Below are 14,383 nucleotides of genomic sequence, written 5' to 3'. Positions count from 1 at the left end.
ACGCCAGCGTTAGGATCGCGAATTTACAGAAAGGGTGTTGCTTATTCGAGCCGGTGCGCTTGGTAAAGTGACAGCGCCCGGGCAAGGTGCTTCGGCTTCAGCGATTGGCGCGCACTATGCTGGCATGGTCGTATTGCATGGCGCTATTGGCGGTATATCGAGTGATTTGCAGGGTGGAAGTTTTGCGTTGGGTTTTTATGCGGCTGGTTTGACTCGTGCTTTTGGTCCGGCATTCGAGCCAGGTGGGCTAATAAATATCAGTTCAAGCCAGGCCCGTATTTTCGCTGCAGCTGTAGTTGGAGGGACAGCTTCTGAGCTATCCGGCGGGAAGTTCAGTAATAGCACTATAACTGGAGCTTTTTCGCGCGCTTTAAATGACGAAATGCATCGCTCAGAAATCGAAAAGCGTTATGGGGAAATTCTTAAAGCTGCCAATATCGACCTTGCGAGCAACGCGGATGAAGCGGCCCATATGAGCTTCTTGGGTTTTATTGACCATGTGAAGAGTGGCGGGCCTTGGGATTATTAAGTCTAAACCACCGTTCAAAAATATAGGTCCACATCTTATGGACGAGTTCGGGAACTTCCATTTTGGTTACGTTGCACGCGCTCACGGCTTGACGTTGGGGAAAATTGTTGCTGGAGCAGGCTTCTACCAAGCTTTTATGCAAGTCGGCGGTAGCAAGATGCAAGCAATGCCTGGTGTCGAGATAATGTGGATAAGCTTTGGTGGCTCCACCCTGCCTAATTCGGTAGTGCGAGATTTGACCAAGAACGGGTTTGGGTGGGGCGACAACCCTGGGGGCAGCGTTAACGTAATGAATGGATGGGATAGCTGTTCTGGATGCTAAAGGCAATGCTAAATATTCGTTCTTTGTGCCTGTTTAACGTTCTCCTCGCTGCAGCGCTAATGGGCTGCAGCGGTGCTGACGACGAGAAGCCTGGACGCGAGCTATCGGATGTTCGCGCTACGTTTAGTAAAAAATATGAAGAAATCGAGAAAATATCTAATTACTGCTTGGAGTTTCCTGGTTTAGCTAGAATTGAATCAGACGGTAGTTATACCGTGGAGCACTCTGATGGTGGGGTGCGGAGAGATATTGCCTTATCGATATCAGAATCGTTAAGGAGCGCTGGTTTCGTTATTTTGAGGTGCGAAAGAGGTGGGGCGGATAATAAAAAGTTGCTTGCATCGCAAATTTACGACCATGCGACGGGGTTTGTTTTCGCTGGGCAGTCTGATGGTTTCACCAAGAGATATGGTGAGCCGACAAATTCGGCTTACGATGAGAAAAGCAATCAAGGAACGGTGATCGCCAATCCCGGTTGCCGTCGAGACTGTTGGTATTTATTTACATTCCATTAACAACGCTAATTCTCCGGTTATAAGATACATTGATTACGCCGATGTGTGTCCTGCTAAAAGACATCGCGATGGCGTGATGTCCGACTTGCCGCCTATCACTCCGGAGTTGATGAAGCGCCGAGGAGATTGACCACCCAGTCGATAAAAACCCGTTCGCGTGGCGCTACGGCGCGACGCCGGTGAAACAGCAGATTGAGCGGACGCGAAACACTGGTGTAGTCGGGGAACAGGCGGAGTAGTGTGCCGGCGGCGACGTGGTCGGCCACGTTCATTTCGCCGGTCATCACCACCCCCGCGTCGCGCAGGGCGAGCTCGATGAGCGATGTGGCGTCGTTGATGGCGATAGCTTCGTGCGGACTGATTTTGATCTGCTGATCGCCCTGGGTGAAGACCCAGAGATCGGGCGCCGGGTAGGCGTCGAACACGTAGTTCAGGCAGCGGTGCTGTTCGAGTTCGCTGGGATGGCTTGGCAGGCCATATTCCTTTACGTAGCCGGGCGAGGCGAATGCGGCGATACGAAATGGGGCGAGCCCGCGTACCGCGAGTTCCGAGTCGCGCAGGTCGCCGATGCGTAGGGCGATATCGAAGCCTTCACCGGTGAGATCGACCACGCGGTCGGTCAGGGTGAGTTCGAGTGTGATATCCGGATAGGCGGCTTCGAAGGTGGGCAGGTTGGGCACGATACGACACCGCCCCAGACTCGCCGGTGCTGTGACCCGCAGGCGGCCGTGCGGCAGGTCCGTTAGGTTTTCGACCGAGGCGTCCATGGCGTTGACGGCATCCAGCGTGCGTCTGGCCCCTTCGGCACAGATACGCCCGGCCTCGGTAAGGCTCAACCGTCGGGTCGAGCGGTGCAGTAGCGCGGTGCCAAAGCCGGCTTCGAGTGCATCCACATGCTTGCCGGCCATCTGGGGCGACATGCCGAGATCGCGGGCCGCCGCCGAAAACGAGCCCAGATCGATGGTGCGAAGAAACACTCTGAGACTGGTCAATCGATCCATTCGAAACGCTCGCTTTCAAGTGTTCATAGCGATTGCGCTATTCTGATCCCTTCAGTGTGTAATTACGATCATCTCGTCATTCCCTCAACAAGTGTGATCGAGATGAGAATCGGGATTATCGGGGCCGGCAACATCGGCGGAAATCTGGCGCGGCTGTTTCGCGAGGCCGGGCATGAGGTGGCGGTGAGTGCGCGCCGGCCCGAACGTATCGACATCGACGGCGTCCGGATTGCGACCCCTGAACAGGCCGCGCTATTCGGTGAGGTCGTGATCGTGGCGGTGCCATTGATCGCGGCAGGCGATCTGCCGGTGGCCGCGCTACGCGACAAGATCGTCGTGGATACGATGAACTATTACCCGGCGCGTGACGGGCGGATCGCGGAACTGGATGCATTCGAGACGACCACCAGCGAATGGGCAGCGCGTCATGTGCCGGGGGCGATCTGGGTCAAGGCGTTCAATGCGATACTGGCTATTGACCTGCCTCGGGAGCAGCGACCGATGGTCGAAGGCAGGAGGGCATTACCGATAGCTGGCGACGATGCCCGTGCCAAAGCGCGTGTGGCCGAACTACATGCCGATATCGGTTTCGAGGCGGTCGACGCGGGGCCGCTGCATGAGAGCTGGCGCTTCGAGCGTGCCATGCCCGCCTACTGTATTCCGCTCAATCAGGCCGAACTGGTGGCCAAACTCGCCCAGGCCGAGCGTGGCCAGGAGTTGCCGCACAATAGCTGGTATCGAAACAACGCCTGACCTATTCGTCCACGCGGTCGGGCCGGCGTCTTTTTCCGCGCTCAGGGGGCGCCACGAGGGCGGGTAACACGGGTTGCCGAAGCCGGGCTGCTGGAAGTGCGCGGCTGCGATAACCACTGCGACAGCAGCGACTTACCAAAAGCTGCATGCTGAAATAGTCGCCGGCGTTTGCTATTTTGCGGGTCTATCCAGCTAAAGAGCGAGCGTATGCCCATGTTCGACGACGCGCCAACGCATTTAGTGGCCTTGCGTCATGCCCTGCACGAAAACCCGGAGTTGGGTTTTGGGGAACAGGCGACTTCGAATCGGGTGTGTGCTCGGTTGGACGAGCTGGGCGTGGAATATGAACGCGGTATCGGCGTGACCGGGATCGTGGCCTGGGTGCAGGGCGACCAGCCGGGCGGCTCGGTGCGGGTCGGGCTGCGCGCCGATATGGATGCGTTGCCCATTCATGAAACCAGCGGTGTGGCCCATGCTTCTAAGGTGGACGGGCGCATGCATGCCTGCGGCCACGATGGCCATACGACGATGCTGCTGGGCGCGGTCGAGCATTTCGTGACCCATCGGGATTTCGCGGGCACGGTCTACTTCATCTTCCAGCCTGCCGAAGAAGGCGTGGGCGGGGCGAGCGCCATGATCGCCGATGGTCTGTTCGAGCGTTATCCGATGGATACGGTGTATGCGCTGCACAACTGGCCGGCCTTGCCGATTGGCCAGTTCGGGCTGATCGAAGGCCCGATCATGGCGGGCGGTGATCGGGTGGACATCACCATTCACGGTCGCGGCGGCCATGGCGGGCTCAATCCGCATGGCTGTATCGATCCGGTACGTATCGCTGGCGACTTGATCACCCAGGCCCATGCCATCGTCGGCCGGGATATTGATCCGCTGGCACCGGCGGTGCTCAGCCTGTGTTCCATTCAGGCCGGCGATCTGGCCGGTTTCGCGGTGATCCCGGATACCGCGCGTTTGTCGGGCACGTTGCGCGCACTCGATAACGACACGCGCGAGAAACTCCGCGAACGCCTGCGTGCGATCTGCACGGGCTTGGAAACGAACTACGGCGCGACGATCGACGTATCCATCGAAGACAAGTTCAGCGTGACCTATAACCACGCCGGCCCGACGGCTACTGCGCGGGCAGCCATCGCCTCGACGTTCGGCGAGTCCGCTCTGGCGGCGAACTATCCGCCGTGCATGGGCGGCGAGGATTTCTCCTACATGCTGGATGTGTGCCCGGGCGCCTATATCCACGTCGGTTCGGGGGACGAGGCGCATACCCACGGGCTGCATCACCCGGCCTACGACTTCAACGATCGCATCATGGCGTCCGGCATCGCGCTGTTCGTACAGCTGGCGCGGGATACGCTCGCGCAGGCGGCGTAATCGAGCGCGGCTCGGCCGAATGCATTGGGATCTGTCGGGCCCTTCATACCAGGGAGCATCATGGAAGACACACCGAAGCGTCACAGCGCGACCGGCGCCTATATCCTGTTTTTAATCGCGGCCTTCACGCTCATGACGGTGCCGGTGTTCACCTTTGCGGATCGCGTGGAGCCGCTGGTGTTCGGCCTGCCGTTCAACCTGTTCTGGATTGTGCTGGTGGAGTTGGCCGCGTTCGTGGCCGTTCTGTGTTTCTACCTCTATGAGCATGGCCGCGGGGGCAAGACATGAGCAACTGGATGTTCGCCCTCGGCGCGATGCTGGTCTATCTGGTCATCGCCTTCGCGCTGGGGCTGCTCGCGGGGCGCAAGCGCTCGTTCTGGTCGGTATCGGAATATGCCGTGGCCGACCGTGGGCTGGGCTTTATCGTGGTCTGGTTCATGATGGGCGGCACAGTGTTCAGTGCCTTTGCCTTTCTGGGCGGGCCAGGGATGGCGTTCTCGCAGGGCGCGGCGGCGTATTTCGTGCCGGCCTATCTGGCGCTCGGCATCCTGCCCTGGTACGTACTCGGCCCCAAGGTCGGGCGGATCGGCGCACGCAAGAACTTCGTCACCCTAGGCGAGTTCGTAGGCGATCGCTATCGCTCGCGTGCGCTGACGGTATTGATCGGCGTGATCTCGGTACTGGCCTTCATTCAGTACCTTACGCTGCAGATCAAGGGCATGGCCTTCATCTTCAGCATTCTCACCGAAGGCGTGATTCCCTACTGGTTCGGTGCGTTGCTGGCCTACGGGATCGTTGTGATCTACGTCGCCAGTTCCGGCGTGCGCGGCGCAGCCTGGAGCGACGTGCTGCAGGGCGCGCTCATGCTGATTGTTGCCTGGGCAGTGGGTTTCTATCTGGTGAATACGCTGCACGACGGGCCGAGCGACATGTTCTCGGCCATCAACGACGCGCAGCCGGATTTTTTGACCATTGGCCGTGACGGCTCGCCCATGTCGGCCATGGCGTTTTTCTCCGTGATTCTGGTGTCGGCCCTGGGCTTTCTGATGTGGCCGCATCTGTTCACCAAGTCGTATACGACGACGGAAAAACGCATCAAGCTCACGACCCTGGCTTTTCCGCTGTTCGGTATCTTTCTGGTGCCGGTGCTGTTCGTCGGCTATGCCGGTATCGGCGTGGTGGCCCCGGATGCGCTCGGTAGCTCCGATGAACTGCTGCCGTATCTCATCACCAATGAGCTGGGTGCCAGCGGCTGGCTGTATGGCCTGATCGGCGCCGGCTCGCTGGCGGCGGCCATGTCGTCGTCGGATGCGATTACCCACGGCGGTTCGGTGTCCTTCGGGCGCGATATCTGTCGGGCGCTCAAGCCCGATCTGTCCGAACGCGCCCAGATTTGGATCATGCGCCTGGCCGTGGTCGGTATCGGCGCGGCAGCGTACTGGCTGTCGATCTTCGGCGCGGCCGGGATCATTGCCTTGCTGGTCGGTGCCTATGGCTCGATCGCCCAGTTCGTGCCGGCGGTCTATGGTGCATTGATCTGGAAACGCGGCACTGCAGCGGGCGCGATCAGCGGAATGGTGGTCGGCATTGGCGTCAACTACTACTACCAGATCGTGGCCGACGCCACGCCCTGGGACATGAACGCGGGCCTGGTCGGCCTGTTGTGCAACATCGCGGTGTTCGTGGCCGTGAGCCTCATGACCAAGCCGGTCGATGCGGCGCTCGCGGCGGAATATCGCAACGCCTAACCTTGGTTGCTGATAGCGTTCGCAGGCGGCGCGCTACTTCAAGGTAGTGCGCCGCCTACATATCTGGCCAATTCGGCCGGCCAGCGCTTCGTTCTAGTGCGCGGCCGCTGCAGCGGAGGCGGAGCCGTTGACCTGCGAGCGTCGCTTGGCCTGGGTCTTGGCGGCCGGGCGTTCGTGGTGGATGCTCGAGGGCATGGGGCCCTTGCGCTTGCGCCGATGCGGCAGCGCCATGCGCACGATTCGCTTGGCCACACCGCCGAGCTGTTTGGATAACGGGCCGGTGTTGTAGTTGAGGTGGTAGCGCTTGGCGATCGCCTCGACCTTGGGCCCGATCTGACGGTACCGATTCGAGGGCATATCCGGAAATAGATGATGCTCGATCTGGTAGCCCAAATGGCCGCCCATGATATGAAAGAACTTGGAACCGGTGACGTTCGACGAGGCGAGCATCTGGCGCAGATACCACTCGCCCTGGGTTTCACTTTCGGTTTCTTCGATACGGAACATCTCGGCCTGTTCGGTGAAATGACCGCAGAAGATAATCGTGAACGACCACAGGTTCCGGTTAAGGTTAGCCACCAGATTGCCGGAGAACACGAACGGCGCCATCGGGCCGGCCAGTACCGGGAACAGCACGTAGTCCTTGAGCACCTGCCGGCGGACCTTGCGCCAGATATCGCGGCCCTGCGATAGCGCCTCGGCATAGCTCTTGTCCTTGCCCAGGCGCTCCCATTCGAGATCGTGCAGGGCTACGCCCCACTGGAACAAGGCGGCGAGTACGAGCACATAGAACGGCTGAAACAGGAACGCCGGGTTCCATCTCTGTTCTTCGCTCATGCGCAGGATCGAGTAGCCCACATCGCGATCCATGCCCACGATATTGGTATAGGTGTGGTGCATGTAGTTGTGCGAGTGCTTCCATTGTCGGCCGGGGCAGGTGTTGTCCCAGTCGTAGGTAGCCGAATCCAGTGCTGGGTCGTGCATCCAGTCCCACTGGCCGTGCATCGCGTTATGGCCGATCTCCATGTTCTCCAGAATTTTGGAGACGGATAGCAACGCCGTACCTGCCAGCCAGGCGGGTGGGAAAATGCCCGCGAATAGCAATGCGCGGCCCGCGACTTCGGAAAACCGCTGGGTATTGAGCACGCGATAGATATAACGGGCGTCTTCTTCGCCCAAGCTGTTCATGACTTCATCGCGCAGCGCGTCGAGCTCGGCGCCGAGTTGTTCGACGTCGGCGTCGCTTAAATGTGTCGGTCGGCCCATGGTGTGCTCCTCGGGTGGATATGACGACGTTCTTGCGTCGAGAACGCCTGTTAGATTTCCAGCGCGACGTCGCCCGCCGCGGCATGGATACAGATCTGGATGTCGGTATCGCGGATCTCGCGCACTTCGTTGTTGCGCAGATCGCGAACCGTGCCCTCGCTGACACGACATTTGCAGCTATGGCAGATGCCCATGCGACAGCCGTAGGGCGGGTTCAGCCCGGCGCTTTCGGCCACTTCCAGCAGTGAGCCTTCATCGCCGGAGGCCGCCACGTCGGACTTGATGAAATGAACTTCGCCTTCGCCCTGGGCGGCTTCGCGGCGGCTGGCCTCGAACTGCTCGCGAAAGATGGGTTTGGTCGTGCGCGAGTCGAGCAAAGACTCGGCCGCGTCCATGAAGCCCGATGGCCCGCATAGCCAGGTCATGCGTTCGCCAAGCTCGGGCACATCGCGATCGAGCGTTTCGCCATCGATACGACCGTGCTCCTGGGTATAGCGGACGATCAGCTTCAGCGCGTCATGGTCTTTGGCCAGCGCTTCGACCTCGCCGGTATAGATCATGTCTTCATCGGTGCTGGCGTAGTGCATGAACACCACGTCCGGCAGCTCATCTTTATCGATCCAGGAGCGCAGAATGCTCATCACCGGCGTGATGCCGCTGCCCGCGCTCAGCAGAAATGCCTTGGCCGGCGGTTCGACATTGGGATAGAACTCGCCTTCCGGGTGGCTGAGATAGACCAGCTGACCGGCTTTGGCGTGGTCGACCAGGAAATTGCTCACCACGCCGTCGCCATTGCGTTTGACCGTGATTTCCACGCGCTTGTCGCGGGCGGCACTGGCGATCGAAAAACAGCGGCGGTAGCGAACGCCGTCGAGATCGATACCGAAGAGAATATGCTGGCCCGGACGCGGTGTGATCCAGTTGTCGTTCGGGTCGATCGTCAGGGTCACGCTGTCTTCGGTCTGGCGCTCGATATCAGCGATACGCCCACGCGGTTCGTTGACCGAGAGCTTGCTGTCGATCAGCCCCAGGTAATGGTCGACCGACAAGGGCGTGGTCAACGACTCGGCCAAAGAGCTTTGCAACACCTTCTTGACGATCGGCTTCATGGGTTCTCCTCTCACGGCGTGGCCGTTGCAATCGTTGGGCGGGTTGGCCGCCTCGACTGCTTATTCTGGTTTGGGTTCGTTGTAGCACAGCCGTTTTGTTTCAGATACGGGGCCGCAACTCGGCCCGGGCACGGCCGACGTATCGTAGTCGCAGGGCGAAAACGTCTTTAAAGCCGGGCGCCTGAATTTGCTAAATGTTTTCTTTTAAGATTTATGTCGGTAAACCAGCGGTTTAGATATGGGCGCCTTGAAGTCGCCGTTACGCGTGTTCGTGCCGAAATAGTCGTAATGAATTGTTCTTACGACTTTTAAAGGGCGGCGAATCGTTCGAAAATCCAGCGCCTCATATCACGGTAAACGCCGTTACCGCGCGAACTCGCCGCGCTGGGTCGCCGTGTATGTGTTGTCGCTGACCAGACCGAATTGCTGCATGAGTCGTTCGACAGGCGCCTCAGGGGCACCGGCTGTGAATACGGCCCAATCGGTTGGCCTGTCGTTAGGCCAGGCAAGCGTGGGGCGATCACGGGGCACCGTCCGAGCGATGTTGAATACGTGTCGGGCGATCGCCGGGGCCGGGTCGAGCCAGAAAACCGGCCACGGCGCAAGCTGTTTGAACAAGTCAGCCAGCAACGGGTAATGGGTACAGGCGAGTACCACGATATCCGTTTTTTGCTGCGCCTTTTCGACGAAACAGGGCGCGATCTCGCCACGAATCATATCGCGGTCGCAGGCGCCATCGCGCACATGGGCCTCGGCCAGGCGTGCAAGATGGCGGCTGCCCACCAGCGTGAGTTCGCAGTGGGCAGCGAAGGTATCGATGAGGTGGCGGGTATAGGCGCGTTGGATGGTGGCCGGCGTAGCCAGAACCGAAATCAGACCGGAACGGCTTTGTTCGGCGGCCGGTTTGATGGCCGGTACCGTGCCGACGAAGCAGGCCTCGGGATAAGCCGCGCGTAGATCCGCGAGCGCGAGCGTGGCCGCCGTGTTGCAGGCAATGACCACGATCGCCGGTGTATAGGCGGTCAGCAGTTCGCCGATCAGGCCGATCAGGCGTTCGCGCAGGCGCGCCTCGTCCCAGTCGCCATAGGGAAAGCCGGCATCATCGGCGACATAGACGAAGCGCTGTTCGGGCAGTACGCGCCGAATCTCGCGCAGCACCGTCAACCCGCCGATGCCGGAGTCGAATACCAGAATAGGGCGCCCTGCCATGCCTGTGCGACCTGCCGGTGAAAGCCCGCTATTCTGGCATGGTCGTGTGGCGCGCCGTGGGTACCTAGAGCGTAACGGCTCCGCCGTCCGCCCGGGGATCGCTTGCGCCTTCGCAATAGCCGGCCGGGTGGCGAACCACCGCACCGGCATGGCCGGCCAGATCCGAGAAAGCCTCGATTATTTCCACCTCGTGACCGCTGGCGATGAGTGCGTCGATCAGGGCCGGGTCGAAGCGGTTTTCCAGCTTGAGGCTGGTGGTGGCATCGCCCCAGGTCTTGCCGAGCAGCCAGCGCGGGGCGGTGACCGCGCGTTGCAGGCCCTGGCCGTACATCGCATAGCGCGAGAATACGGCGGCCTGGGTCTGGGGCTGGCCTTCGCCGCCCATCGTGCCGTAGGCCATCAGCCGGCCGTCCTCGAGTTCGGCCATGGCGGGGTTGAGGGTATGGAACGGGCGCTTGCCGGGGGCCAGCTGATTGGCGCCGGGTGTCAGCGAAAAGCCGGCTCCGCGGTTCTGGAACGTCACGCCGGTGTCCGGGCAGGTCAGCCCCGAGCCGTGTTCCCAGAACACGCTCTGAATGAAGCTCACCATGGTGCCGTCGGCATCGGTCGCGCCCATCCAGATGGTATCGCCGGCCTTGGCTTCATAGGGCCATTCCAGGGCCTTGCGCGGGTCGATTGCCGCATGCAGGTCATCGAGATGGGCGGCCTCCAGCCATGATTCGGCCGGGCGGTGCATATGGTCGGGGTCGCCCAGTTCGGCGTTTCGAATCAGAAATGCCTGCTTGGTGGCCTCGATGAGTCCGTGCAGATGATCGAAGCCCTCGGCCTCGGCGACTTTCAGGCGGTCGAACAGGGCCAGAATCATCAACGACGACACGCCCTGCGTGGGCGGCGGCATGTTGTAGACCGTGCCCACCGAAAGTTGGGTGGACAGCGGCGCAACGACATCGGCGGCGCACCGGGCCAGGTCGGATGCACGCAGTGGCGAGCCCATGGCCTCGAGATATGCTGCATGGGTCGCTGCCAGCGAACCGCTGTAATAGCTGTTCAAGCCCTCGCGGGCCAGGGTTTCCAGCGTATTGGCCAGGGCCGGCTGATAGAAGATATCGCCCTCGCGCGGTGCGCTGCCGCCGGGCATAAAGACTTGCGCAAACCCAGGCACGTCGCGTAGGTCGTCGGCCTTGGCCGCGGTACAGCTAGCCTGATTGCCGGTGGTCACGAAGCCGTCCCGGGCATGGGCGATAGCGGGTGCGAGCAGTGTGCCCAGCGCCATCGGTTCGCGTTCGACCTGGTCGAGCGCGGTCTGCCAGCCGGCGATGGTTGCCGGGGCGGTCAATGCGGCCTCGGCGCCGCGGGCCGGAATGGTTGCGTGATGGCCGCGCTCGGCATACCAGTCCGGCGTGGCAAGCGCAGCGGCGCGCCCGCACGCCGAAATACCGATCGGTGCCTGGCCGGGCTTCTTGATCAGCCAGAAGCCGTCACCGCCGATCGAGTTCATATGCGGATAGACCACGGCGATCGTGGCCGCGCTCGCGACCATGGCCTCGATCGCGCTGCCGCCGGCAGCCAGCACATCGCGGCCGGCCAGCGCGGCTGAGAGGTGGGGGGCGGTAACACAGCCGTAACGGCCTTTCGCGGTTTGCAGCATGGATAGCGTTCTCGATCACTGTGATTAGGCGTCCGGCATGCAAAACGAACGCCGGCGCTCTTCCAACTTTTATTTTCAAAGGCTTGGCAGCACTTTTGCGGCTGCAATACGCCGCCATACCGCCCGTAAGTCTGGGTCGCGTTACGGCCCGATCACGTAAGCTTGCAAGCGGCGCCAACGTTGCCCGCGCCAGATAATTACATGGCATACACGTTGCATACAACGGCACGTTCAATTGAGCGTATCGCGATGCAGGGAGTGCGTCATGGAAAAGGCCGTCTCGAAACCATATTCCAGCGGAGCCACCGGCGCATCGAACGACCGCGTACCGGTGGCGCGGCGATGAGTGCACGGGTCGACGATCCGGTCGATGCCTTCTGTCGCGACAACCCGGCCGCGCTGGCGCCTACCGGCGATGGCGTGCTCGACGGTTTGCGGTTTGCGGCCAAGGACGTCTTCGATATCGCCGGTACGCGCACCGGCTTTGGCCAGCCGCAGTGGCTGGCCACGCATGCGCCCGCGCAAACCCATGCCGATTGCATCACGCGTCTGCTTGCGGCGGGCGCCCAACTCGTTGGGCGTACGATTTCAGACGAACTGTGTTATTCGCTCACCGGCGACAATAGCCACTATGGCGCGCCGAAGAACAGCTGGGGGCTGGATCGCTTGAGTGGCGGTTCGTCGAGCGGCTCGGCCGCGGCCGTTTGTGCCGGGCTGGTGGACTTTGCGCTGGGCACGGATTGCGGCGGTTCGGTGCGTGTGCCGTCGAGCTATTGTGGTTTGCTGGGCCTGCGAACCACCCACGGCCGTGTGCCCACGCCCGGACTGCTGCGCTTTGCCCGAGCGTTCGATTGCATCGGCTGGTTCGCTCGCGACGCGGATATCTTTGCGCGGGTGGGCCGCGTGCTCCTGCCGGATGCCCGGGAAAGCGGGGCGTTCAAGCGGGTATTGATCGCCGCCGATGCCTTCGAGGCGGTAGAGGCAGACATCGCCGATGCATTGACACCGGCCATTGACACGATCGCGGCACAAGCCGATGAAATACAAACGATTCGCCTGGCCGATGATGGCCTGGCCTGCTGGTTCGAAACCTTTCGTATCCTCCAGGCTGCGGACGTCTGGGACGCGCTCGGCGACTGGGTCACGCAGACCCGCCCCACGCTCGGTCCCGGCGTGCGCGAACGCATGGCCCAGGCCGCGCGGATCGATGCCGGCGCGCTGCGCAAGGCGAGGGTCCATCGCGCCGACATCGTGGCCCGGCTGGCTAACCTGATCGGCGAAGACGATGTCGTGGTGCTGCCCACGACACCGCGGCCCGCGCCGCCGCGCGGCGAAACCGACGCGTCACTGGAAACCACCTACCGCTCGCAGGCGATGTCGTTGCTGTGCAGTGCGGGGCTGGCCGGGTTGCCGCAGATGAGTCTGCCGCTGACGATGAAAGACGGCCTGCCGTTGGGCCTGTCGATCATGACGCGCCGCAATGGCGATATGCGCCTGATCGAACTGGCCGGCCGGGTATGTCCGCAGGCCCCGATACCGCCCGGGCGGGCGCCGCTATGAGTCAGTCGCCCGAACAGGTCAATCGCCGCGATGTGGTGGCCGAAGTCACGGACGCGCTCATGCGTTACGAGGCCGCGCTAACCGGCAACGATGTCGAGATGCTGGATACGCTGTTCTGGGACAGCGAACACACGGTGCGCTACGGGGCGACCGAAATGCTCTATGGGCACGACGAGATCCAGGCATTTCGCCGGGCGCGCAATCCGGCCAATCTCGACCGGCGCATACGACGGATCGCGATTACCACCTTTGGCGAGGATTTCGCCACGGCGAGTATCGAGTTCGAGCGCGCGCATGAAAACGGCGTAACCATCGGCCGGCAAAGCCAGTGCTGGGTGCGCTTCGATGTCGGCTGGCGGGTCGTGTCGGCACACGTATCTGTATTGCCAAAGAATTAACGGGTGTGTAAAACGCCGGTTGGCGCTGTCTGTGCGCCCGTCCGGCGATTCGCGCCCATTCGACCCGGCGTCACAGGTGGTCGGGCAGGCGCGTGTCGAGCTCATTCGTCCTACGCGAGCCTGCCTGCCATGCCCGATCCTCTCGACGTTGCCCAGGAACTCGCCGAGTTCGAAGCGCGCTCGCCGCTACTGGTTCGACCCGGCTTTCTCATTCGCCGGTTGCACCAGATTCATAGCGCCTTGTTCACCAAGGAAACCGAAGGCTTCAATATCACCCCGGTCCAATACAGCGTGCTCACCGCGCTGGCCGAGCATGGCGAAATGGACCAGATGACCCTGGCCCACGAGATCGGGCTCGAGCGCACCAGCGTGGGCGAGGTGCTGCGTCGGCTCGAGCAGCGTGGCCTGGTCGAACGCCGTCAGAGCCCACAAGACGGGCGTGTTCGCCTGACCCGTGCGACCCGCGCAGGGTGCGATCACGTGCAGCAGATGACCGCCGCCGTACAACGCGCCCACGAACGCACGGTCGAAGCCCTGGAAGGCCCTGATCGTGACCTGTTCGTGTGGTATCTGGCACGCCTGGTCGAAGCCAATAACGAGCTGGGCACGGTGCCTTTCCGCCTGCGTTAGCAGGCAATTTCGAAGCGTCGTCTGCCGCTTCGTGGGTGGCAGCACGTGAGCGCGTGTTCCTGATCCGGTCGCCAAACAGCGGGCTCGAGCCGCTGTTTTCAACGCAGCCGCTGGCCGCGAGGCGCGGGTAGCCTCATGCGCGCTCCCCGCCCGAGAAATCATCTGATTTTGAGTCTAGTAAAAAATACGAGGTGCACCACATAGTTCCCCCATGCTGGTGCAGCGGCGTTGTTTTAGCGCATTGATCGACGACATTTCGGATACGGTTTTCGTGGCAAGTGAGGGGTGTACCACTTAATGGTTAAATAA

The 14,383-nt window shown here is 61.4% G+C and carries 15 protein-coding genes; 10 read left to right on the top strand and 5 right to left on the bottom strand.

The annotated features are described in order from the left end of the window. Positions 1–37 precede the first annotated feature (37 nt). Genes T5B8_RS16560 through T5B8_RS16550 form a run of 3 tightly spaced genes read left to right on the top strand, consistent with a single transcriptional unit; the run spans position 38 to position 1,366 of the window. Positions 38–529: a hypothetical protein gene (locus T5B8_RS16560; protein ID WP_353180531.1), complete on the top strand. Its 492-nt coding sequence runs from the start codon at positions 38–40 to the stop codon at positions 527–529. 37 nt (positions 530–566) lie between these two features. After that, entirely contained in the window at positions 567–851 is a 285-nt protein-coding gene (locus T5B8_RS16555; protein ID WP_353180530.1) for a polymorphic toxin type 44 domain-containing protein, read from the top strand. Positions 852–856: 5 nt separating this feature from the next. Beyond that, positions 857–1,366 carry a hypothetical protein gene (locus tag T5B8_RS16550; RefSeq protein WP_353180529.1) on the top strand — a complete coding sequence of 170 codons (510 nt, stop codon included), beginning with the start codon at positions 857–859 and terminating at the stop codon, positions 1,364–1,366. Between the two features lie 95 nt (positions 1,367–1,461). Here T5B8_RS16550 and T5B8_RS16545 read toward each other — a convergent pair whose 3' ends face one another. Then, positions 1,462–2,367 (bottom strand): LysR family transcriptional regulator, encoded by a 906-nt coding sequence (locus T5B8_RS16545; protein ID WP_353180528.1) that lies wholly within the window; start codon positions 2,365–2,367, stop codon positions 1,462–1,464. 78 nt (positions 2,368–2,445) lie between these two features. Here T5B8_RS16545 and T5B8_RS16540 point away from each other — a divergent pair, with 78 nt between their 5' ends. The 4 genes from T5B8_RS16540 to T5B8_RS16525 all read left to right on the top strand — a co-directional run bounded on the left by T5B8_RS16540 (position 2,446) and on the right by T5B8_RS16525 (position 6,254). Next, entirely contained in the window at positions 2,446–3,120 is a 675-nt protein-coding gene (locus tag T5B8_RS16540; protein ID WP_502950808.1) for an NADPH-dependent F420 reductase, read from the top strand. A 207-nt stretch (positions 3,121–3,327) separates the two neighbouring features. Further along, on the top strand, positions 3,328–4,506 hold the full coding sequence (locus T5B8_RS16535; RefSeq protein ID WP_353180526.1) for an amidohydrolase: 1,179 nt from the start codon (positions 3,328–3,330) through the stop codon (positions 4,504–4,506). Between the two features lie 60 nt (positions 4,507–4,566). After that, positions 4,567–4,794: a hypothetical protein gene (locus tag T5B8_RS16530; protein WP_353180524.1), complete on the top strand. Its 228-nt coding sequence runs from the start codon at positions 4,567–4,569 to the stop codon at positions 4,792–4,794. After that, positions 4,791–6,254, top strand: coding sequence for a sodium:solute symporter family protein (locus T5B8_RS16525; protein ID WP_353180522.1), 1,464 nt, complete (start codon positions 4,791–4,793; stop codon positions 6,252–6,254). The genes T5B8_RS16530 and T5B8_RS16525 overlap by 4 nt, the downstream gene beginning before the upstream one ends. Positions 6,255–6,347: 93 nt before the next feature. On the opposite strand, the gene T5B8_RS16520 is transcribed toward T5B8_RS16525, so the two are convergent. The 4 genes from T5B8_RS16520 to T5B8_RS16505 all read right to left on the bottom strand — a co-directional run bounded on the left by T5B8_RS16520 (position 6,348) and on the right by T5B8_RS16505 (position 11,486). Then, complete coding sequence (locus T5B8_RS16520) at positions 6,348–7,520, bottom strand: fatty acid desaturase family protein (RefSeq protein ID WP_353180521.1); 1,173 nt, start codon at positions 7,518–7,520, stop codon at positions 6,348–6,350. A gap of 50 nt (positions 7,521–7,570) precedes the next feature. Further along, positions 7,571–8,629: a ferredoxin reductase gene (locus T5B8_RS16515; protein ID WP_353180520.1), complete on the bottom strand. Its 1,059-nt coding sequence runs from the start codon at positions 8,627–8,629 to the stop codon at positions 7,571–7,573. 363 nt (positions 8,630–8,992) lie between these two features. After that, positions 8,993–9,838, bottom strand: a complete 846-nt coding sequence (gene murI / locus T5B8_RS16510) for a glutamate racemase (RefSeq protein ID WP_353180518.1) — start codon at positions 9,836–9,838, stop codon at positions 8,993–8,995. A gap of 64 nt (positions 9,839–9,902) precedes the next feature. Then, the gene (locus tag T5B8_RS16505) at positions 9,903–11,486 is read right to left on the bottom strand and encodes a gamma-glutamyltransferase family protein (RefSeq protein ID WP_353180516.1); all 1,584 of its coding nucleotides are present in this window, start codon (positions 11,484–11,486) and stop codon (positions 9,903–9,905) included. A gap of 342 nt (positions 11,487–11,828) precedes the next feature. Between T5B8_RS16505 and T5B8_RS16500 the strand changes: the two genes are divergently transcribed. From T5B8_RS16500 to T5B8_RS16490, 3 genes are all read left to right on the top strand, one after another. Beyond that, on the top strand, positions 11,829–13,046 hold the full coding sequence (locus tag T5B8_RS16500) for an amidase (protein ID WP_353180515.1): 1,218 nt from the start codon (positions 11,829–11,831) through the stop codon (positions 13,044–13,046). Then, a complete protein-coding gene (hpxZ, locus tag T5B8_RS16495; RefSeq protein ID WP_353180513.1) occupies positions 13,043–13,444 on the top strand; it encodes an oxalurate catabolism protein HpxZ in 402 nt (133 codons plus the stop codon). The genes T5B8_RS16500 and hpxZ overlap by 4 nt, the downstream gene beginning before the upstream one ends. A gap of 129 nt (positions 13,445–13,573) precedes the next feature. Further along, a complete protein-coding gene (locus tag T5B8_RS16490; protein ID WP_353180511.1) occupies positions 13,574–14,074 on the top strand; it encodes a MarR family winged helix-turn-helix transcriptional regulator in 501 nt (166 codons plus the stop codon). The last annotated feature ends 309 nt before the right edge of the window (positions 14,075–14,383 follow it).

Source organism: Salinisphaera sp. T5B8 (genome assembly GCF_040361255.1).
Lineage (GTDB): Bacteria > Pseudomonadota > Gammaproteobacteria > Nevskiales > Salinisphaeraceae > Salinisphaera.
This window is presented reverse-complemented; position numbering and strand designations above follow the sequence as displayed.

Excerpts from the sequence above, each read along its gene's own strand:
- T5B8_RS16550 (WP_353180529.1), top strand. The coding sequence starts at position 857 with ATGCTAAATATTCGTTCTTTGTGCCTGTTTAACGTTCTCCTCGCTGCA.
- T5B8_RS16545 (WP_353180528.1), bottom strand. The coding sequence starts at position 2,367 with ATGGATCGATTGACCAGTCTCAGAGTGTTTCTTCGCACCATCGATCTG.
- T5B8_RS16535 (WP_353180526.1), top strand. The coding sequence starts at position 3,328 with ATGCCCATGTTCGACGACGCGCCAACGCATTTAGTGGCCTTGCGTCAT.
- murI (WP_353180518.1), bottom strand. The coding sequence starts at position 9,838 with ATGGCAGGGCGCCCTATTCTGGTATTCGACTCCGGCATCGGCGGGTTG.
- T5B8_RS16530 (WP_353180524.1), top strand. The coding sequence starts at position 4,567 with ATGGAAGACACACCGAAGCGTCACAGCGCGACCGGCGCCTATATCCTG.
- T5B8_RS16490 (WP_353180511.1), top strand. The coding sequence starts at position 13,574 with ATGCCCGATCCTCTCGACGTTGCCCAGGAACTCGCCGAGTTCGAAGCG.
- hpxZ (WP_353180513.1), top strand. The coding sequence starts at position 13,043 with ATGAGTCAGTCGCCCGAACAGGTCAATCGCCGCGATGTGGTGGCCGAA.
- T5B8_RS16505 (WP_353180516.1), bottom strand. The coding sequence starts at position 11,486 with ATGCTGCAAACCGCGAAAGGCCGTTACGGCTGTGTTACCGCCCCCCAC.
- T5B8_RS16500 (WP_353180515.1), top strand. The coding sequence starts at position 11,829 with ATGAGTGCACGGGTCGACGATCCGGTCGATGCCTTCTGTCGCGACAAC.
- T5B8_RS16525 (WP_353180522.1), top strand. The coding sequence starts at position 4,791 with ATGAGCAACTGGATGTTCGCCCTCGGCGCGATGCTGGTCTATCTGGTC.
- T5B8_RS16520 (WP_353180521.1), bottom strand. The coding sequence starts at position 7,520 with ATGGGCCGACCGACACATTTAAGCGACGCCGACGTCGAACAACTCGGC.
- T5B8_RS16555 (WP_353180530.1), top strand. The coding sequence starts at position 567 with ATGGACGAGTTCGGGAACTTCCATTTTGGTTACGTTGCACGCGCTCAC.
- T5B8_RS16515 (WP_353180520.1), bottom strand. The coding sequence starts at position 8,629 with ATGAAGCCGATCGTCAAGAAGGTGTTGCAAAGCTCTTTGGCCGAGTCG.